The 19532-nt window shown below is 71.6% G+C and carries 19 protein-coding genes; 10 read left to right on the top strand and 9 right to left on the bottom strand.

Annotation, left to right across the window (positions count from 1 at the left end; translation table 11 throughout):
• Window positions 1–227: 227 nt before the first annotated feature.
• On the bottom strand, window positions 228–647 hold the full coding sequence (locus KI385_RS29705; RefSeq protein WP_128511525.1) for a Fur family transcriptional regulator: 420 nt from the start codon (window positions 645–647) through the stop codon (window positions 228–230).
• Between the two features lie 160 nt (window positions 648–807).
• Between KI385_RS29705 and KI385_RS29710 the strand changes: the two genes are divergently transcribed.
• The gene (locus KI385_RS29710; RefSeq protein ID WP_238575195.1) at window positions 808–2271 is read left to right on the top strand and encodes a catalase; all 1464 of its coding nucleotides are present in this window, start codon (window positions 808–810) and stop codon (window positions 2269–2271) included.
• 181 nt (window positions 2272–2452) lie between these two features.
• On the opposite strand, the gene KI385_RS29715 is transcribed toward KI385_RS29710, so the two are convergent.
• The gene (locus KI385_RS29715) at window positions 2453–2854 is read right to left on the bottom strand and encodes a CBS domain-containing protein (protein WP_238577906.1); all 402 of its coding nucleotides are present in this window, start codon (window positions 2852–2854) and stop codon (window positions 2453–2455) included.
• A 151-nt stretch (window positions 2855–3005) separates the two neighbouring features.
• Complete coding sequence (hisN, locus tag KI385_RS29720) at window positions 3006–3809, bottom strand: histidinol-phosphatase (RefSeq protein WP_128511527.1); 804 nt, start codon at window positions 3807–3809, stop codon at window positions 3006–3008.
• Between the two features lie 174 nt (window positions 3810–3983).
• On the opposite strand from hisN, the gene KI385_RS29725 reads away from it, so the two are divergent.
• On the top strand, window positions 3984–4718 hold the full coding sequence (locus KI385_RS29725; protein WP_238575196.1) for a TetR/AcrR family transcriptional regulator: 735 nt from the start codon (window positions 3984–3986) through the stop codon (window positions 4716–4718).
• Between the two features lie 55 nt (window positions 4719–4773).
• Here the strand turns inward: KI385_RS29725 and KI385_RS29730 are convergent, their stop codons facing one another.
• From KI385_RS29730 to KI385_RS29745, 4 genes are all read right to left on the bottom strand, one after another.
• Window positions 4774–5097, bottom strand: coding sequence for a DMT family transporter (locus tag KI385_RS29730; protein ID WP_238575197.1), 324 nt, complete (start codon window positions 5095–5097; stop codon window positions 4774–4776).
• Window positions 5098–5249: 152 nt separating this feature from the next.
• Entirely contained in the window at window positions 5250–6257 is a 1008-nt protein-coding gene (gene rsgA, locus KI385_RS29735; RefSeq protein WP_238575198.1) for a ribosome small subunit-dependent GTPase A, read from the bottom strand.
• A 14-nt stretch (window positions 6258–6271) separates the two neighbouring features.
• On the bottom strand, window positions 6272–7645 hold the full coding sequence (gene aroA / locus KI385_RS29740; protein ID WP_238575199.1) for a 3-phosphoshikimate 1-carboxyvinyltransferase: 1374 nt from the start codon (window positions 7643–7645) through the stop codon (window positions 6272–6274).
• Between the two features lie 154 nt (window positions 7646–7799).
• The gene (locus tag KI385_RS29745; protein ID WP_238575200.1) at window positions 7800–8513 is read right to left on the bottom strand and encodes a M50 family metallopeptidase; all 714 of its coding nucleotides are present in this window, start codon (window positions 8511–8513) and stop codon (window positions 7800–7802) included.
• A gap of 35 nt (window positions 8514–8548) precedes the next feature.
• Between KI385_RS29745 and KI385_RS29750 the strand changes: the two genes are divergently transcribed.
• Both KI385_RS29750 and KI385_RS29755 read left to right on the top strand, forming a co-directional pair.
• Window positions 8549–9379: an SOS response-associated peptidase gene (locus KI385_RS29750; protein WP_238575201.1), complete on the top strand. Its 831-nt coding sequence runs from the start codon at window positions 8549–8551 to the stop codon at window positions 9377–9379.
• Window positions 9380–9642: 263 nt separating this feature from the next.
• Entirely contained in the window at window positions 9643–10275 is a 633-nt protein-coding gene (locus tag KI385_RS29755) for an alpha/beta hydrolase family protein (protein WP_238577907.1), read from the top strand.
• Window positions 10276–10308: 33 nt separating this feature from the next.
• Here the strand turns inward: KI385_RS29755 and KI385_RS29760 are convergent, their stop codons facing one another.
• Window positions 10309–10896 carry a helix-turn-helix domain-containing protein gene (locus tag KI385_RS29760; protein WP_238575202.1) on the bottom strand — a complete coding sequence of 196 codons (588 nt, stop codon included), beginning with the start codon at window positions 10894–10896 and terminating at the stop codon, window positions 10309–10311.
• 324 nt (window positions 10897–11220) lie between these two features.
• On the opposite strand from KI385_RS29760, the gene KI385_RS29765 reads away from it, so the two are divergent.
• The 6 genes from KI385_RS29765 to def all read left to right on the top strand — a co-directional run bounded on the left by KI385_RS29765 (window position 11221) and on the right by def (window position 17477).
• Complete coding sequence (locus KI385_RS29765) at window positions 11221–11925, top strand: sigma-70 family RNA polymerase sigma factor (RefSeq protein ID WP_238577908.1); 705 nt, start codon at window positions 11221–11223, stop codon at window positions 11923–11925.
• Window positions 11922–12356 (top strand): mycothiol system anti-sigma-R factor, encoded by a 435-nt coding sequence (gene rsrA / locus KI385_RS29770; RefSeq protein WP_238575203.1) that lies wholly within the window; start codon window positions 11922–11924, stop codon window positions 12354–12356. Before KI385_RS29765 ends, rsrA begins: the two co-directional genes overlap by 4 nt.
• A gap of 189 nt (window positions 12357–12545) precedes the next feature.
• Complete coding sequence (locus KI385_RS29775) at window positions 12546–14015, top strand: HD-GYP domain-containing protein (protein ID WP_238575204.1); 1470 nt, start codon at window positions 12546–12548, stop codon at window positions 14013–14015.
• A 113-nt stretch (window positions 14016–14128) separates the two neighbouring features.
• A complete protein-coding gene (locus KI385_RS29780; protein WP_425357104.1) occupies window positions 14129–15358 on the top strand; it encodes an HD-GYP domain-containing protein in 1230 nt (409 codons plus the stop codon).
• A gap of 419 nt (window positions 15359–15777) precedes the next feature.
• Window positions 15778–16764, top strand: a complete 987-nt coding sequence (locus KI385_RS29785) for a tetratricopeptide repeat protein (RefSeq protein ID WP_128507759.1) — start codon at window positions 15778–15780, stop codon at window positions 16762–16764.
• A 68-nt stretch (window positions 16765–16832) separates the two neighbouring features.
• Window positions 16833–17477 carry a peptide deformylase gene (gene def, locus KI385_RS29790; RefSeq protein ID WP_128507757.1) on the top strand — a complete coding sequence of 215 codons (645 nt, stop codon included), beginning with the start codon at window positions 16833–16835 and terminating at the stop codon, window positions 17475–17477.
• A 45-nt stretch (window positions 17478–17522) separates the two neighbouring features.
• Here the strand turns inward: def and KI385_RS29795 are convergent, their stop codons facing one another.
• Complete coding sequence (locus KI385_RS29795; RefSeq protein WP_238575205.1) at window positions 17523–19511, bottom strand: transglycosylase domain-containing protein; 1989 nt, start codon at window positions 19509–19511, stop codon at window positions 17523–17525.
• Window positions 19512–19532 lie beyond the last annotated feature (21 nt).

Consider the following 19532-nt stretch of genomic DNA (forward strand, 5'->3'; position numbering starts at 1 on the left):
GGTCGCTTCGCGGGGGCGGGGTTCCGGGCGGGCGGCCGTACGGGCGGGAGATGCGGGCGGCCGTACGGGCGCGAGAGGGAGCCGGTCGCCGGGAGGGCGTCGGCCGGTGCTCTCAGGGCACACGGAGGAGCCCGCGGCCGGGTGGACGCGGGCTGGTGTGCGGAGTGCGGGGCCGGGCGGGTGGCGCTGTGGGGGGTGGCCCGGACGGGGGCCGGTGCCCGGGTGCGTCAGGAGGTGGAGTTGCAGTGGGGGCAGATGCCCCGGTAGGTCACGGTGACCTCGGAGACCTGGAAGCCGTAGCGCTCCGGCTCGGGCAGGGCGGAGAGCGGGTCGCCCTGGACGTGCACATCGCGGATCGTGCCGCACTGCGAGCAGACGAGGTGCTGGTGGTCGTGGTGGGCGTTGGGGTCGTAGCGCTTGGCCCGGCCGTCCGTGCTCACCTCGATCACCTCGCCGAGCGAGACCAGCTCGCCCAGGGTGTTGTAGACCGTGGCGCGGGAGATCTCGGGAAGCCGGTCGGACGCCAGCGCGTGCACTTCATCGGCGGTGTAGTGGACGTGGTCCCCGTCGAGGACCTCCGCGACAACGCGTCGCTGCGCGGTCAGCCGCCAGCCGCGTCCACGGAGCCGTTCCAGCAGGTCACTCATGCCAATCACCTATCAGTCAGATAGAGCCAGGGTAGCAGTGGCCGGTCCATCACCGGATCGTGTACGAGTTTCGGGTGCTTCTTGACTTAGACATTGTCCAATGTAGGATCGTGATCGGCGCAGGCCAAGGGCAGGTGTAGAAGACTTTCAGGAGGCGCACGTGTCGGTAGAGAGCACCACCGGACCGCTGACCACGGAGTCCGGGGCTCCGGTCGGGGACAACCAGAACAGCGAGACGGCGGGCATCGGCGGCCCCGGCCTCATCCAGGACCAGCTCCTGATAGAGAAGCTCGCGCACTTCAACCGTGAGCGCATCCCGGAGCGCATCGTGCACGCCCGCGGCGCCGGCGCGTACGGCACGTTCACGGTGACCGCGGACGTGACCAAGTACACCCGCGCCAAGTTCCTCTCCGAGGTCGGCAAGCAGACCGAGACCTTCCTGCGCTTCTCCACCGTCGCGGGCAACCTCGGTGCGGCCGACGCGGTGCGTGACCCCCGCGGCTTCGCGCTGAAGTTCTACACCGAAGAGGGCAATTACGACCTCGTCGGCAACAACACCCCGGTGTTCTTCATCAAGGACGCCATCAAGTTCCCCGACTTCATCCACACCCAGAAGCGCGACCCGTACACCGGCTCGCAGGAGGCGGACAACGTCTGGGACTTCTGGGGCCTCTCGCCCGAGTCCACCCACCAGGTCACCTGGCTGTTCGGCGACCGTGGCATCCCCGCCTCGTACCGCCACCTCAATGGCTACGGCTCGCACACCTTCCAGTGGAACAACGACGCCGGCGAGGTCTTCTGGGTCAAGTACCACTTCAAGACCGACCAGGGCATCAAGAACCTGACCTCGGAAGAGGCCGCGGTGCTGGCCGGCCAGGACCCGGACAGCCACCAGCGTGACCTGCGCACGGCCATCGAGCGGGGCGACTTCCCGACCTGGACCGTGCAGGTGCAGATCATGCCTGCCGAGGAGGCGGCGAACTACCGCTTCAACCCGTTCGACCTGACCAAGGTCTGGCCGCACGAGGACTACCCGCCGATCGAGATCGGCAAGCTGGAGCTCAACCGCAACCCCCAGAACATCTTCGCGGAGGTCGAGCAGTCGATCTTCTCCCCGCACCACTTCGTGCCGGGTATCGGGCCGTCCCCCGACAAGATGCTCCAGGGCCGCCTCTTCGCCTACGGCGACGCGCACCGCTACCGCGTCGGCATCAACGCCGACCACCTGCCGGTCAACCGCCCGCACGCCACCGAGGCGCGCAGCCACGGCCGCGACGGCGCGCTCTACGACGGCCGCCACGGCGGGCAGAAGAACTACGAGCCCAACAGCTTCGGCGGCCCTGTCGAGACCGGCCGGCCGCTGTGGCAGGCGGCTCCCGTGACCGGCGCGACCGGCGATCACGTGGCGCCCTCGCACGCCGAGGACGACGACTTCGTGCAGGCCGGCAACCTCTACCGCCTGATGTCGGAGGAGGAGAAGGAGCGCCTGATCAACAACCTGGCGGGCTTCATCTCCCAGGTCTCCCGCGACGACATCGCCCAGCGGGCGATCGAGAACTTCCGCAAGGCGGATGCGGACTACGGCAAGCGGCTGGAAGCCGCGGTCCAGGCCCTGCGCGGCTGACGCGCCCCCTTTGCGGCTAAACCTCCCCCAGCTAACGCTGGGAGGTGCCCCCATCCGCTCTCGCGGAAGTGGTTGCGTGCCGTGGGGGTTGCTCAATTGTCGCTTGCCGTAACAACCGAAGAGGCCGGATGCCAAGGGGCTCCGGCCTCTTCGTGCGTCCGGCCTCTGGGGCGTTCGCGGCTCAGGCGGGTACGGCGCGGGCCCGCTCCGCGGCGGTCGACCAGCAGCGGATGATGTCGCGTACGGACACGACGCCGACCGGTTCGTGGTCGTTCAGCACGATCAGATGGCGGAAACCGCCGCGCACCATGGCGTCCGCGGCATCGTCCAGGGTCCAGTCCGGAGCGGCGAAAACCACGTCCGAGGTGGTGTGGGTCTGGGCCGTCTCCCGGTCGGGGTTCTCGCCCGCGCCGAGCGAATTGAGGATGTCGCGCTCGGTGAGGATGCCGATGCCGCTGTTGTCGTTGTCGAGGACCACGGCCGCGCCGATGCGGCGGGCCGCCATCAGCTGTGCCGCCTGGCGGAGGGTGTGAGCGGGCCCGATGGTGAGGACCACCGTGCTCATGGCGTCTTTGACGTGCATGGGCATGGAGTGGAGCCACCTCCTTGGTGAATGTGCCTTGCGAAGGAATTCACAAGTTCACAAAGTGGGGGGTTCTCATGTTCACATGCCTCGGTGGATGCAACAAGGGGCAAGTGTTGGACGGTTGTCCGAATGCTCGCCCCGTCGCAGGTCAGTGCTTGGCGTCGCCGAGATAGCTCAGCAGATCCTCGTGCAGCAGACCGTTGGAGGCCGCCGCGTTGCCGCTGTGCGGGCCCGGCTTGCCGTCCAGACCGGAGAACTGCCCGCCCGCCTCCTTCACGACCACCGCACAGGCCGCCATGTCCCACAGCGAGAGCTCCGGCTCCGCGCAGATGTCCACCGCACCCTCGGCGACCAACATGTACGGCCAGAAGTCGCCGTAGGCCCGGGTGCGCCAGCAGTCCCGGGACAGATCGAGGAAGCCGGGCAGCTTGCCGCGCTCCTCCCAGCCGGTCAGCGAGGAGTACGCGAACGAGGCGTCCTGGATGCGGCCGACCTTCGAGACCTGCAGCCGGCTGGCGGAGGTCAGACTGCGGCCGGTGAAGGCCCCCAGGCCCTCCGCGGCCCACCAGCGGCGGTTCAGCGCCGGTGCGGAGACGATGCCCACCACCGGGCGGTCGCCGCCCTCGCCGCGCTCCATCAGCGCGATCAGTGTCGCCCAGACCGGCACCCCGCGGACGTAGTTCTTCGTGCCGTCGATCGGGTCGATGATCCAGCGGCGCGGCCCCGCCCCCTCGCTGCCGAACTCCTCGCCGAGCACCGCGTCCCGTGGCCGGGCCCGCTGGAGCTGGCCGCGGATCAGCTCCTCGGCGGCCTTGTCCGCCTCGCTCACCGGAGTCATGTCCGGTTTGGTCTCGACCTTGAGGTCGAGCGCCTTGAACCGCTCCATGGTGGCGGCGTCCGCGGCGTCCGCGAGAACATGGCCGAGGCGAAGATCATCGTGATAGTCGGGCATGTGCGAACAGTATCCATTGGTATACGCAGGAGCCACATGGCCATGCCCGGCCCGGCGTGTGGCGACCCCCGTCCGGCGGGTGAGCCTTGCTGCGACGACCCTTGACAGTGCCTGATACCGCGTCAATTCTGTGCGCACACCGGCCACCTGGGCCGGCGGCAGGGGAGGCGATGGATGCCCGCAGCGCGTGAATCCTTGCTGGATGCCGCTTATACGGCGCTCGCGAACCGGGCCTGGGCGGCCGTACGGATGGTCGATGTCGCGGCCGCGGCCGGGGTCTCCCGGCAGACGCTCTACAACGAGTTCGGCAGCAAGGAGGGGCTGGCCCGGGCCCTGGTCCGCCGGGAGACCGACAACTACCTCGCCGGGGTCGCCAGGGCGCTGGCCCGGGGCGGCGCTCCGGCCGCCGGGACGCGGGGTGATGCGGCGGCCCGGGTGGTGGCGGCGGCCGCCTGGACACTGCGTACCGCACGTGCCAACCCCCTGGTCAGGGCAGCGCTGACCGGCTGCTGGGGCGACCGGCTGCCGACCCCGTCGGGGGCGTCGGCGGACCGCGCGCCCCTACGGGCCGCCCGGTCCGGGGTACCCGCGCAGCGTGCCGCGTCGTCGGGCGAGGGGCCGCTGCCGGGGCCCGCCGAGCTCGTCGGCCGGTTCTGTGATCAGGCGGTCGCCGCGCTGGAGCCCGGCTGGCCCAAGGAAGAGCTGCCCGCGCTGGGCAGCGTCTGCGAGACCGCGGCGCGGCTGACGCTGTCCTGTGTGGTCGCCCCGGTGGCCACGGCGGCGCCGGAACCGGGACGCGTACCGGCACAGCGCACGCGCCCGGAGGCGGAGACGGAGGCGGTGTCCCGGCTCGTACGGGGTGCCTTCGCGCAGCTGCCGGGCGGTACGGAGCCGGGCGACGGGGGCTGACGGACCGTCATGGCGGCGAAGGCCGTACGGAGGCAGCGGAGGACGGGGTCGGTCCTCAGTGCGCCGAGCCGGACAGCTGCAGCCCGATCACGCCCACGATGACCATCGTGATGGAGACGATCTTCAGGGTGGAGACCAGGTCACCGAGGAAGATCATGCCGTAGATCGCCGTACCGGCCGCGCCGATGCCGGTCCACACCGCGTACGCCGGGCCGACGTCGAGCTTGCGCAGCGCCAGCGTCAGCAGGCCGAAGCTGCCGAGGGCGAAGGCCGCGAAGGCGATGGTCGGGAAGAGGCGGGTGAAGCCGTGCGAGAGCTTGAGGCAGACCGCGAAGCCGGTCTCCAGGATCCCCGCCACCACGACCAGCAGCCACGCCATGACCCATTGCCTCCGTCAGCTGGATGAGTGACGACGGGACTTCGTGTCACTCATCTGGGGCCCCGTCCGGGCGATCAGGGCCTGGTGACCAGTTCGCCAGCCTTGGTGTGATTATGCATTTACCTCGGACGGGCGGCAGCAAACGTCGGCGATCAGTCGCCCTCGCGTCGTTCGCGGGTGGCCAGCAGACGGCGCAGCGAATAGAGGCGGGCCGGATCGGCGTGGCCGTCGGTGACCCATGCGTCCAGCGCACAGTCCGGTTCGTCGTGGCTGCATGCGCGCGGGCATTCGGCGGTGCCCGGGACGAGGTCGGGGAAGGCGAGGATGACCCGGGACGGGTCGACGTGGTGCAGCCCGAAGGAGCGGACTCCCGGGGTGTCGATCACCCAGCCCGAGTCGCCGGGCAGCGGCAGCGCCAGCGCGGAGGTGGTGGTGTGACGGCCGCGGCCGGTGACCGCATTGACATGTCCGGTGGCCCGACGGCGCTCCGGGACCAGCGCGTTGACCAGCGTCGTCTTTCCCACACCGGAGTGCCCGACGAACGCCGTCATACGGCCCGTCAGCGTCGCCCTGACCCGCTCGGCGGCGCTGCCGTCGGCGAGTTCGTCGCGGTTGGTGACGAGGTAGGGGACACCGAGCGCGCCGTAGGACTCCAACAGGGCGTCCGCGGACGCCAGATCGGACTTGGTCAGCACCAGCAGCGGGTCGAGGCCCGCGTCGTAGGCGGCGACCAGACAGCGGTCGATGAGCCGGGGGCGCGGTTCGGGGTCGGCGAGCGCGGTGACGATCGCGAGCTGGTCGGCGTTGGCGACCACGACCCGCTCGTACGGGTCGTCGTCATCGGCCGTACGGCGCAGTGTCGAGCTGCGCGGCTCGACCCGGACGATCCGGGCGAGGGTGTCCTTGGTGCCGGTCAGATCGCCGACGACGGCGACCCGGTCGCCGACCACCGCGCTCTTGCGGCCCAGTTCGCGGGCCTTCATCGCGGTGACCGTACGTCCCTCGATGAGGCAGGTCAGCCGGCCGCGGTCGACGGTCAGGACCAGGCCCTCGCCGGCGTCCTCGTGCTTGGGGCGGATGTTCGTACGGGGGCGGTTGCCCTTGGGGTTGGGGCGGACACGGATGTCGTCCTCATCGGGGTTCTTGCCGTAGCGGCGCATGGCGGCGATACCCCTCAGGCTCTCCGGGTGGGGACGGCTGCCGGATCGAGCATGTCCGTCCACATCGCGGGGAAGTCGGGCAGGGTCTTGGCGGTGGTGGCGACGTTCTCCACCTCCACGCCCTCGACGGCCAGGCCGATGACGGCGGCCGCGGTGGCCAGCCGGTGGTCCTCGTAGGTGTGGAAGATCCCGCCGTGCAGCGGGCGCGGCCTGATGTGCAGACCGTCCGCGGTCTCGGTGACATCGCCGCCGAGCTCGTTGAGCTCCTTGGTGAGCGCGGCCAGCCGGTCGGTTTCGTGCAGCCGCAGGTGCGCCACCCCGCGCAGGGTGGAGGGGGAGTCGGCCAGCGCGGCGACCGCGGCGATGCCCGGGGTCAGCTCGCCGACCTCGCTCAGGTCGACGTCGATGCCGTGGATGCGGCCGCTGCCGGTGAAGGTCAGGCCGTGGTCGTTCAGCTCGCAGCTGCCGCCCATGGTCGTGAAGATCTCGCGCAGCGCGTCACCGGGCTGGGTGGTGTGCTCGGGCCAGTCCGGGATGGTGACCCGGCCGCCGGTGACCAGCGCGGCGGCCAGGAACGGCTGGGCGTTGGACAGATCCGGCTCGACGACCAGATCGCGGCCGAGCAGCGCGCCCGGCGTGACCCGCCAGACATTCGGCTCACCGCCCGCCTCCGGGGTGTCCACCTGCGCGCCGACGCTGCGCAGCATGTCGACGGTCATCCGGATGTGCGGCATGGAGGGCAGTGCCGCGCCGACGTGCCGTACCTCGACGCCCTGGTTGAAGCGCGGGGCGGACAGCAGCAGGGCGCTGACGAACTGGGAGGACGAGGACGCGTCGATCTCGACCGGGCCGCCGTCCAGGGCACCGCCGCCGAAGACCGTCATCGGCAGCGCACCGCGGTTGTCGTCGTCGATCCGGGCGCCCAGGGTGCGCAGTGCGTCGATGACGCCGCCGAGCGGGCGCTCGTAGGAGCGCGGGTCGCCGTCGAAGCGGATCGGGCCGTCGGCGAGCGCGGCGACCGGCGGCAGGAAGCGCATGACCGTTCCGGCATTGCCGACGTCGATGGTGGCCGGGCCGTGCAGCCCTGCCGGGATGATCCGCCAGGCCTCACCGCCACCGGGCTGATCGGCGGCGTCCGCGGAGCCGGCGGAGCTGGAGGAGGCGGTCTCCTCGATGCCGACGCCCATGGTGCGCAGGGCCTCGGCCATCAGGAGCGTGTCGCGGGAGCGCAGCGGGCGGCGCAGCCAGCCGGGCTCGGAGGACAGGGCGGCCAGTACCAGGCCGCGGTTGGTGACCGATTTGGAGCCGGGCACGGTGACGGTTGCATCGACCGCCCCGGAGGCGAGGGGGGCGGGCCACAGGGCGGGGTGTGCGGGGCTCTCGGTCATGCCCTTACTTTAATGGCTGGGCAAGGGTGCCGATCTTGATCAAAAGTGGCGCAACCTATGCGAAACACGGCACTGGTAACGCGCTCGCGTGCTAGTAGCGCAAATGCGGCGGAAATACCGGGCACCGGAGTACCGGAACCGGACGCGGTCGGCGTCAGAGGCCGAGCATCCAGCGCCCGCCGCCTATCAGGGAGCACAGCGTCACCACATGGAAGAGGCCGAGCCACACGGCCGCCGGGACATGGGTCAGGCGGGCCAGCTGGTCCGGATCGGAATCCACCGCTCCGCCCCGGCGCCGCTTGCCCTGCACCTCGAACGGCGGCCGTACCCCGCCCAGCAGCAGGAACCACACCACCGCATACGCGAACGCCGCCTGCACATCCGCCGTCGTCAGCCAGGAGACCAGCAGGAACGCGGCGCCGGACAGCACGACGGTGAGTACGCCATAGGCGTTACGGATCATGATCAGCATCGCCAGGAGCAGCGCGGTGGCGCCCCACAGCAGCGCCGTGATGTGCCCCGCGGCGAGCAGCGCGGCGCCCGCCAGGCCCAGCAGGGACGGCGCGATATAGCCGGCCGCGGCGGTCAGCACCATGCCGAGACCGGTCGGCTTGCCACGCGAAACGGTCAGACCCGAGGTGTCCGAGTGCAGCCGGATGCCGTCCAGGCGGCGGCCGGTGACCAGTGCGATCAGCCCGTGCCCGCCCTCGTGCGCGATGGTGACGGCGTTCCGCGACAGCCGCCAGGCGGTGTGCGGGACGACGGCGCCCAGCGCGAGCACCGCTGTGACGATCACCAGCCAGATCGACGGGGCGGGCTGGGTCCCGAAGACTCGGCCCCATATGTCGGTGAGGTGGTCGGTGTCCATGTCTCCCCTTCGTGTGGCATGGCAGTGTGGCATGCATGTGCGGTAGGTATGCAGCGAGCCGACGCCCCGAGGACCTGGTGGGGCTGTTCGGCGTTGAGCAGTGGGAGCCGAAGGAGACCTTGGCGCCCAGTTGGAACGTCGCTCCGACGGACACCGTGCACGCGGTGCTCGAACGTCCCCTCAAGGGCGAGGCGGCGGCCGGTTTCCCGCCGGGCCCGGTGCGCCAGCTGCGAACGCTGAAGTGGGGCCTGGTCCCGTCGTGGTCGAAATCACCCGAGGCCGCGGCGAAGATGATCAATGCGCGGGCCGAGACGGTGCATGAGAAGCCGTCCTTCCGGCAGGCCTTCGCGGCCCGCCGCTGTCTGCTCCCCGGCGACGGCTACTTCGAGTGGGTCACCGACGCCGCGGAGCGGCAGCTGGAGGAGCAGGGCAGGAAGAAGCGGCCCCGCAAGCAGCCGTACTTCGTGACGCCCGCGGACGGCTCGGTGATGGCGATGGCCGGGCTGTACGAGTTCTGGCGGGACCGGACGCTGCCCGGCGACCACCCCCTGGCCTGGTGGGTGACCTGCACGGTCGTGACCACCGAGGCCGAGACCACACCGCTGGCCGGGGCCACCGGTGGCGAGGGCCCGCAGTCGCTGGCCGACATCCACCCCCGGATGCCGCTGGTGCTGACGCCGGACCGCTGGGACGCCTGGCTCGACCCGGCCCGCAACGACCCCGACGAGCTGACCGCGCTGCTGACGCCGCCGCCGACCGGGCTGATGCGCGCCTATCCCGTTCCGACCGACGTCAGCAACGTCCGCAACAACGGGCCCGAGCTGGTCGCCGAGCTCGACGGCCCCGAGGTCGGCACGCTGTTCTGACCTGGAGGTCACGGCCCACCCCGGGCTCTGGCGTGCTGCGACGCCCTTCTCGGCCCGGCGTGGGCAGGATGGGCGCATGAAGCGAGGTTTCGGCATGAGCGAGCGCGGCGAGCGAGTCATTCAAAGGTGCGCGCCTTGCGGATGCGAGGCCGGGTGGAGCGAGGTTTCGGCATGAGCGAGCGCGGCGAGCGAGTCATTCAAAGGTGCGCGCCTTGCGAATGCGAGGCCGAGCGAAGCGAGGTTTCGGCATGAGCACAGGGGCGATGGAGACCGAGACGGTCGGGACGCCGGCGGGCGACGCCCGGATCACCTGGTACCGCGATGCGAAGCCGGCGCGGGCCGTGGTGGCCGTGAGCCATGGCGCCGGTGGTGGGATCGAGGCGCGCGATCTGCGGGCCCTGGCGGCCGCGCTGCCGGCCCGCGGTTACACCGTGGCGCTGGTCGAGCAGCCGTGGCGGGTGGCGGGCAAGAAGCTGGCGCCCGCGCCGAAAACCCTGGATTCCGGATGGACCGCGCTGTGGCCGGCGCTGGAGAAGCCGGGGCTGCCGGTGGTCGCCGGCGGCCGCAGCGCGGGCGCCCGGGTGGCCTGCCGTACGGCGCGCGAACTGGGCGCACATGCCGTACTCGCGCTCAGCTTCCCGCTGCACCCGCCGGGCAGGCCGGAGAAGTCCCGGGTGGACGAGCTGACCGGCGCCGGGGTGCCGACGCTGGTCGTCCAGGGCGGCCGGGACCCGTTCGGGCGGCCCGGGGAGTTCCCGCCGGGGACCCGGATCACCGAGGTGGCACACGGTGACCACGGCTTCGCGGTGCCGAAGAAGGCGGGCGTCGGCGAGCCGGAGTCGATGGCCGTGATCACGGACGCGGTGGTGGCCTGGCTGGACGAGATGTTCGGCTGAGCACCGACCGGGGCGCGGCAGCGGCCGGCACGGTCAGCCGGCCTGCCCGCGCGGACGGGCGCGCACATGCATCCGCTCGCCCTGCCGGCCGAAGAGGCTCAGCACCTCCACCGGCTCGTCGCCCGCGGGCCCGAACCAGTGCGGCAGCCGGGTGTCGAACTCCGCCGCCTCACCGGCCCGCAGCTCCACATCGCGGTCGGCGAGCAGCAGCCGCAGCCGCCCGGACAGGACGTACAGCCACTCGTAGCCCTCGTGCGTACGCTGCTCCGGCGGGCCGCCGACCGGGTCCAGGACCAGCTTGAACGCCTGGAGCGCGGCCGGCTGGCGGGTCAGCGGCAGCACGGTCATGGGCCCGTTGCGCACCGGCACCGTGCGCACCCGTGGATCGCCGACCTCCGGCGCCCCCACCAGCTCGTCCAGCGGCACCTGATGCGCATGCGCCAGCGGCAGCAGCAGTTCGAGGGTGGCCTTGCGGCCGCCGGACTCCAGCCGTGACAGCGTGCTCACCGAGATACCGGTCGCCCCGGACAGCGTGGTGAGCGTCACCCCGCGCTCCTGGCGCAGCCGCCGCAGCCGCGGGCCCACCTCCGCGAGCACCCGTGCGTACGCGTTGTCGTTCACCCCTCCATTGCCGAAGCGGCAAGCGGGTTTGTCAAGCGGTACGCCGGATAGTGCGCCGGAGAGATTCGGGGGTCGGGCCGGGAATGACGCGGCGGGTGCGGCTGTTGAGGCTGTCGTAGGTAGTCGAGTACGTCCAGCGAAGCATGAGGAATGGGAGTCCGCCGCATGGGAATCGCTTGCATGGCCCGCCCGGCCGCTGACCTGCCGTGGTCGCAGATGCAGGTGACGCAGCCCGCCCTGGCTGGAGCGGCGGCGGCACCGGATCGTCGTCTATTCTCCGATTCGAGTGGGTCCGTTTCCGGATCCGTGACGCTGTTGGAGGAGGTGGGTCCGGTCACCGGTACCGACGCAGGGACCGACGGCACGGCTGAGGAGATGTCCGAGGGCCGGCAGGAGAGTGCGACCGAGCGCAATGCGCGCTTCGAGCGGGACGCGCTCACCTTCCTGGACCAGATGTACTCCGCCGCGCTGCGCATGACGCGCAACCCGGCCGACGCGGAGGACCTGGTGCAGGAGATGTATGCGAAGGCGTATGCGTCCTTCCATCAGTTCCGGGAAGGCACCAACCTCAAGGCGTGGCTGTACCGCATCCTCACGAACACCTTCATCAACTCCTACCGCAAGAAGCAGCGCGAACCCCAGCGCAGTGCCGCAGAGGAGATCGAGGACTGGCAGCTGGCGCGCGCCGAGTCGCACATGTCGACGGGGCTGCGTTCCGCCGAGTCGCAGGCGCTCGACCACCTTCCCGACTCGGACGTGAAGGCCGCGCTCCAGGCGATCCCCGAGGAATTCCGTATTGCGGTCTACCTGGCGGATGTCGAGGGCTTTGCGTACAAGGAGATCGCGGACATCATGGGGACACCCATCGGCACGGTGATGTCCCGTCTGCACCGCGGCCGTCGCCAACTGCGCGGCATGCTGGAGGATTACGCCCGTGAGCGCGGGCTGGTCCCGGCGGGGGCAGCGGCCGCGGACCCGCAGGCCGCGCGCACGTCGGAGTCGCACGACCGGAAAGGCTCAGGATCATGAGCTGCGGAGAGCCGCACGAGAAGGACTGCTCAGAGGTCCTTGATCACCTCTATGAGTATCTCGACCGGGAGATGCCCGCCGGGGAGTGCGCAGACTTCCAGGTACATCTCGACGAATGCTCGCCGTGCCTGGAGAAGTACGGCCTGGAGCAGGCCGTGAAGAAGCTCGTCAAGCGCTGCTGCGGCCATGACGACGTCCCCACCGATCTGCGGTCCAAGGTCATGGGCCGGATCGACCTCATCCGGGCGGGGGAGACCGTGCCCGAGGTGAGCGTGCTCGAACAGGCCAAGCAGGAACAGGCACAGCGGGAGCAGTCGGACGCCGCCGCGGCCGGCTCCCAGGAGGCGACCGGCCCGTCCGAGGCGGCGGCCGGCCCGTCCGAGACGACCGGCTCCGCCGATGCACGTGCCGAGGCCGCGCGGACCGAATAAGGCGGCAGATCACCCTAAGGGGTGAGGGGCGGGGCGGTTCGTCCCGCCCGATCCGCTGATGCGCCCACCCCGGCGCCGCGGCCCCTCTATTCTCACCGAACCCAGGCGCATTGCGGATGCGGCGCCCTGGGCTTCCCCCTGCTCCTTCAGGGCCCGGGGGAGCGCAGTGGGCATGGTGAGGAGGGCGCGATGCGGGGACTTCCGGCGGCCGCGCGAGGGTATATCGGCTGCGCCGCCTTGGCCGCGGCGCTGTGTGCCGCCCCCGCCTTACGGCTCGGCGCCGGCGCCCCGTGGACCGGCACCCTGGCCCTGGCCACCCTCTACGGACTGTGCGAACAGGTCCGCCGCTGCCCGCCGCCGGGCAGCCGGGCACCGTACACCGGCGGTACGGCCGCTACGGCCGCTACGGGCGCCGACGGAGCGCCCGGATTCCCCGCCGGATGGGCCAGCCCCGTGCTGCTGGCCGGGGCCTTTCTGCTCCCGCCGCCGCTGGCCGCGCTGGCCGCCGTTCCCGGGGCGCTGATCGCACCGGCCCGGGCGCGCTCGGCCGGCGCCCGCAGGCTCTGGCACGCCGCCGAACTGGCGCTGGCCTGCCGGGCCGCCGCCGAGATCTTCCGGGCCCTCGGCCACCACCCGCTGTCCGCGCCGCAGTTCCCCGTTCTGCTGCTGCCGGCCGCGGCCGCCGCCGGCACCTTCTGCGCGCTGCTCGCGGCGCTGGAGGGCGGGGTGCTGGTCGCCGCCGAGCGGCACCCCGTACGCACCGCCTGGCGCGGGCTGCTGACCCGCTCGCTGGCACCACACCTCGTGCACGGACTCGCCGGGCTGATGATGGCGGTCCTGTGGCGCAGCTCGTACGGGCCGCCGGCCGCGCTGCTGGTGCTGCTGCCGATGTACCTCTCCTGCTGGGTCTTCGACCGGTACCACCGCGAACGCGCCGCCCATCAGGCCACCATCCGCGCCCTCGTCCAGGCCGTGGACATCAAGGACCGCTACACCCGCGGGCACAGTGAACGGGTCGGGCGGGCCTCGGTGATGATCGCCCGGGAGTTGGGCATGGCGGAGGACCGGATGGAGGTGCTGCGGTTCGCCGGCATCCTGCACGACGTCGGCAAACTCGGCGTGCCCACCCGGCTGTTGCGCAAGGACGGGCCGCTGACGCCGGAGGAGCGCCGGGTCATCGAGCTGCACCCCGAGTACGGCCACGAGATCGTGCGCGGCATCGGCTTCCTGGGGGAGGCACGGGCGGCGATCCTGCACCACCACGAGCGGCTGGACGGCCGCGGCTACCCCTACGGGCTTGCGGGACACCACATCCCGGAGTTCGCCCGGGTGGTGGCGGTCGCCGATGCCTTCGACGCGATGACCTCGACGCGCTCCTACAGCCGGGCCCGGCCGGTGCCGGTGGCGGTCGCGGAGCTGCGCAAGTGCGCCGGCGCGCAGTTCGATCCGCGGATGGTCCGGGCGCTGGCGGCGTCGCTCGACCGGTACGGCTGGCAACCGGAGCTGGTGACGGCCGCGGATGCGGAGCCGGGGGTGGTGCGGGGCCGTAGAGGAAACGTCACGCCTCAGAGGGCGGAAGCGCCCGGCAGCGGCGCGGAGCGCCCGGTAGTGGAGCCGGTGCCGCGGTCCGAAGGCGCCGGGCGGGACGGTGCGCGGTGAGCGGCGCCGCGGAGCGGCCCCCGTACACCCGGCCGCCCGGGAGCCGGACGGTGGACGACCTGGCCGCCGGCGCCCCGCGCGCCCGGGTACCGACCGCGTCCGGAAGCGCCGTCATCGCCGCGGTCTACGCCACGGCCGGCGCGCTGGCCTGCTGGGCGCTCGGGTGGACGCTGTGGAACGGCCTGGCCGAGCCGGGGATCGCGCTGGCCTTCTGGGTGCTGATAGCCGTCGGCGAGCTGGTGGGCCGGGGCCCCGACCCGGCGACCGGCGCGGGACGGGAGGCCGCACCGCTCGGTGTGGCCGGCGCACTCGCGTACGCCCTGCTCGGTGAGGCCGGCGGACGGCCGACCACACACGGTGTCCCGCAGACCGTGGCGGTCGTCCTGGCGGCCGGTCTGGTCGGAATCGTCCCGCATGTCGCGCGCGGCCGGGGGCCGGCGCTCGACCCGCTCGCGCGCCGGGTGCTGACCGTCGGCTTCGCCGCCACCTGCTTCCAACCCCTCTACAACACGGGGACGTTGGGCACCTGGGTGGCCTCGGGGCCGGTCTACCCGCTCTTTCTGATCGGCCTGCTGGCGCTGACCGCGCTGTGCGACGCGGTGCTGGCCGCCGCCCTCGCCCGCGCCCGCACGGGCTGGCCGTACGGGCCGCTGCTGCGCGACGCATTGCGGGCGCTGCCCGGCATCGGCTCGGCCATCTGTGCCACCGGAGTGGTGATCTCGCTCGCCACCGCGGTCGCCGGGCTGTGGGCGCTGCCGGTGTTCTGTCTGCCGCTGCTGCTGACCCAGTTCGCCTTCCGCCGGTTCGCGGCCGTACGGGCCACCTACCGCCAGACCATCGCCTCGCTGGCCCGCTCCACCGAGATCGCCGGCTACACCCCGCACGGCCACGCCCGCCGGGTCGCCGCGCTCAGCCGCGCGGTGGGCCGCGAACTCGGCCTGAACGCACCGGATCTGGACGTTCTCGAACACGCCGCCCTGATGCACGACATCGGCCAGCTCTCGCTCCTGGACCCGGTGCCGGACGGCGCGACCGCCCCGCTGCCGCCCGCCGAGCAGCGCCGGATCGCCCTGCTGGGCGGCGCCGTTGTCCGCCAGACCGGGGTCCCGGCGGAGGTCGCGGTGATCGTCGAGCGGCAGGCGGATCCGTACCGGGACCAGCCGGTCACGGCCCGTATCGTCCGTACGGTCAACGCCTACGACGATCTGTCGGGGGAGTCGGCCGGCCCCGGCGGTGCGCTGCGGGCCCTGGAGCGGCTGCGGCTGGCCACCGCGCAGGACCACGATCCCGGGGTCGTCGAGGCGCTCGCCCGGGTCCTGGCGCGCGGCGGCCGGGCGGTGTGAGCGGGCGGTGTGACCGCACGGGGTGAGACGGCCGAGGGTCCCGGGGGCGCGGAACCGGCCATGCCCGGTCTTCCGGCTTGCGGATCGCCTTCCCGGGTGCGTATGCGCCGGTGAGGCCGGAAACAGCCGTTGCCGGCGCCGGACGTGTCCCCCCGCGGTTGAGCCTGCACAGGGTGCCCTATGTCGTGGAACCCATGGGTAATGAGCGCCCTTCGAGATGGGCATGGTTGGATGCGAAGGAAGCCCCTCTCGGGGGGTTCAGGGGGTCGGCGAAGGGCAAGGAGCCGCAGGGGGCACAGCAAACCAGGCTGAGCCCGACGGCAATCTGTGGCAGGTTGTCGAGTGGGCCCCCAGAAGGCCCCGGGCGCCGCTCGGGTCACCTCCGGAGCGGCATCAAGAGCAACCAGCAGGCGGGAATCGTGAGGATCTTCGGCAAGGTACGGCACCGGCCCTCCGCCTCGTGGCGGCAGGCGACCGACCGCGCTTTCACGCTGATCGGCGACGGCCGTTACGAGGACGCGGGGGCGCTGCTGACCCGCGCCGCGGACATGGAGCCGTGGCTGTCGGAGTCCTGGTTCAACCTCGCCCTGCTGCACAAGTTCCGGCACGACTGGGAACAGGCCCGCGCCGCCGGCCTGCGCGCCGTCGCGCTGCTGGACCGCGAGACCGGGGCGCCCGACTGGTGGAACGTGGGCATCGCCGCCACCGCCCTGCAGGACTGGCCGCTGGCCCGCCGAGCCTGGCAGGCGTACGGCCTCAAGGTCCGCGGCGAGGGCTCACCGTCCGGCGAACCGCTCGGTATGGCCCTGGGCAGCGCCGCCGTGCGGCTCTCCCCGGAGGGCGAGGCCGAGGTGGTCTGGGGCCGCCGGTTGGACCCGGCCCGTATCGAGGTGCTGTCGATCCCGCTGCCGTCCTCCGGGCGGCGCTGGGGCGAGGTGGTGCTGCACGACGGCGTCCCGCACGGCGAGCGGACCACCGCCGCGGGCCCCTCCTACCCGGTCTTCGACGAGATCGAGCTGTGGGCGCCCTCCCCGGTCCCCACCTGGGTGGTGCTGCTGGAGGCCGCCACGGAGGCCGACCGGGACGCCCTGGAGCGGCTGGCGGCCGATGCCGGCTTCGCGGCCGAGGACTGGTCGTCCTCCGTACGGCTGCTGTGCCGTACGTGCTCGGAGAGCCGGATGCCCAGCGACGAGGGCGAGGGCGAGCATCTGGACCCGCACGACCACAGTGAGCCGGGCCACCCCGGGCCGCTCGGGCACCGCACCGCGGGCTCGGGTTCCCTGTGGGTGCCCGAGCGCGAGTGCGGTATCGCGGCGCCGTCCGCCCTGGTGCGCGGGCTGCTGGACGGCTGGGTCGCGGACAGCCCGGACACCCGGGAATGGCGCGATCTTGAAGAGGTCTGCTGAGCGCCGGTCCGCGCCCCCGTAGGCTGTAGGGCGACTAATCAGGGTTTTCAGGAAGGCGTACGGCGGAGATGGCCCAGCAGCCTGTGTTTGATCAAGACGATGACCAGCGCGTGGACGAGGCGTTCGTCGATGACGTCACCGACGCCGCGGAGCGGGAGGCCGCCCACCGTGAGCGCGGTACCTCGCGGCCGATCACGGTCGTCGGCAATCCGGTGCTCCACACGGAGTGCAAGGACGTCACGGAGTTCGACGACGAGCTCGCCCAGCTCATCGACGACATGTTCGCCAGCCAGCGCACCGCCGAGGGCGTGGGACTGGCCGCCAACCAGATCGGCGTGGACCTGAAGGTCTTCGTCTACGACTGCTTGGACGACGAGGGCGTCCGGCACGTCGGGGCGGTCTGCAACCCCGTGCTGGACGAGCTGCCCGCCGAGCGCCGGATCCTGGACGACTCCAACGAGGGCTGCCTGTCCGTGCCCGGCGCGTACGCCTCGCTGGCCCGCCCCGACTACGCCGTCGTCCGTGGCCAGAACGCCAAGGGCGAGCCGATCGCGATCGAGGGCACCGGCTACTTCTCGCGCTGCCTGCAGCACGAGACCGATCACCTCTACGGCTACCTCTACATCGACCGGCTCAGCAAGCGGGACCGCAAGGACGCGCTCAAGCAGATGGCCGAGCGCGAGCCGCGCTACCCCGTCGTCGCCAACGACTGAGCGCGGCGCCGTGGCGCCCGGCCGGCGGCCGGGCGCCCGCGTCCGTTACGACGCCTCCTGGTAGGCGGACCAGATCTTCGGCGGGAGGGTCGTACCCAGCCCGGTCTTGGGGCCGCCGACGCCGTTCATCGGCAGCAGCTCGGGCGCTCCCGGCTTGTTGCGGAACATGGTCACGGCGGTGGTCGGCTCGCTGCCGTCACCGGCGCCGGGCGCCTGGCCGGGGCGGGTGCCGTCCCAGCTTCCCGAGCCGGTACCGGGGCCGGAGCCCGGGAGCAGGCCGGCAGCGGGTGCGCTGCCGATGAACCACGCAGACTTCATCCGGTCGCCCGGCTCCGTGAGGCCGGCCGCGACCGGCTGCCGGGCCGGCTTGCCGCCCGGGATCCCCAGCGCGCGCCAGCCCAGCCCCTCCAGGGTCCCGGACACCTGCTGGGCGACCCCGGCGTCGAGGACCTGCTCGGGCCCGGTCCGGTCGAAGCCGGGGAGCTTCTTGCCGTCGTACGTCATTTTGGTCACCGCGTACGGGTCGGCGTGCAGCCCGCCGTTGGTGAAGGTGGTGTAGGCGCTCGCCATCCGGATCGCGCTGGGCGCCGAGGTGCCCAGCGGGAAGGTCTGCTCCAGGCGCGCCATGCTCTCCTCGCGCAGGCCCGCCGCCACCGCGACATCCCGGATCCGCTCCAGCCCGATACGCTGCCCGGCCTGTACGAACGGCGGGTTCTCGGCGTTCATCAAGGCGCCGGTCAGATCCCCGAACCGCTTCTGCCAGTCCACCGGGCCCGCCTCGTCGTCGACTTCGGGCCGGTCGACCTGCTGCTGGAGCGCGGCCGCGAGCACGAACGGCTTGAACGTGGAGCCGGCCGGAACCGCCGTGGTGTCCGCGTTGTTGCTGAAGTGCCGGGTGGCGTCCGTGCCGCCATAGAGCGCGACGATCGCCCCGTCCTTGGGGCGCACGGAGGCCGCGCCGACCTCCACAAAGGTGTCGGCCGCGCGCTTCTTGGGGTCGAGGTTCTGCCGGCGGACGTCATTGACGGCCTTTTCCAGGCGGCGGGTGCGCTGTTTGTCGAAGGTGGTGTGGATGCGGTAGCCGCCGCGCGCCAGGTCCTTGTCGGTCAGGCCGGTGCCGGCCTTGATGAATTTATTGGCGATATCGATGAGATAGCCGATCTGGCCGGCCTGGCTGGTGGGCTTCGACAGTGCGCGGGGCTCCGGGAATTCGCGGTACTTCGCCCGCTCCTGCTCGGTCATCTTCCCGGTGGTGACCTGCCGGTCGAGAATCCAGCTCCAGCGCTCCACGGCCCGTTCGTGATTGGCCTTGCTCAGCCCCGGGTCGTACTGCTCCGAGCCCTTCAGCACGGCGGCCAGCATGGCGCCCTGGCTGGGGTTCAGCTTGTCGGCGTCGATTCCGTAATACGCATGGGCGGCCGCCTGGATGCCGTACGAACCACGGCCGAACCAGCTCGTGTTGAGATATCCGCGCAGAATCTCCCGCTTGGACTTCTGGTTGCTCACCTTCAGCGAGATGATGAATTCCTTCAGCTTGCGGGTGACCGTCTGGTCCTGCGAGAGATAGGTGTTCTTCACATACTGCTGGGTGATGGTGGAGCCGCCCTGGGTGTCCTCGCCGGAGATCATGTTCACCACGGCACGGCCGATGCCCTGGATGGAGACCCCGGCGTCGCTGTAGAAGGTGGCGTTCTCCGCGGCGATCACGGAGTTCTCGACGGAGTCGGGCACCTTGTCGAGCGTGACGTTCTGTCGGTTGACGGCGCCCACGCTCACCATCTGACTGCCGTCCGCCCAGTAATAGACGGTGGCTTCCTGGCCGGCGAGCTCGTTCTCGTTCGGGACGTCGACGTTTGCGTAGACAATGGCGAACAGTCCCGCCAGGCAGATGATGCCGAGCGAGAAGGTGCCGAGCCACTGCCGCCATGACGGCAGCCAGCGGCGCGGACCCTCCCGTCCCTGACGTGGATAGTCGATGAACCGGCGACGCCCGTTCGTGGCCTTGAACCGGCGACGCCCCTTCGTGGCCTTCATATCCGGATAGATGTGGTGGCC

The sequence above is a fragment of the Streptomyces inhibens genome (assembly GCF_022221585.1).
In the GTDB taxonomy this organism is placed as follows: Bacteria; Actinomycetota; Actinomycetes; order Streptomycetales; family Streptomycetaceae; genus Streptomyces; species Streptomyces inhibens.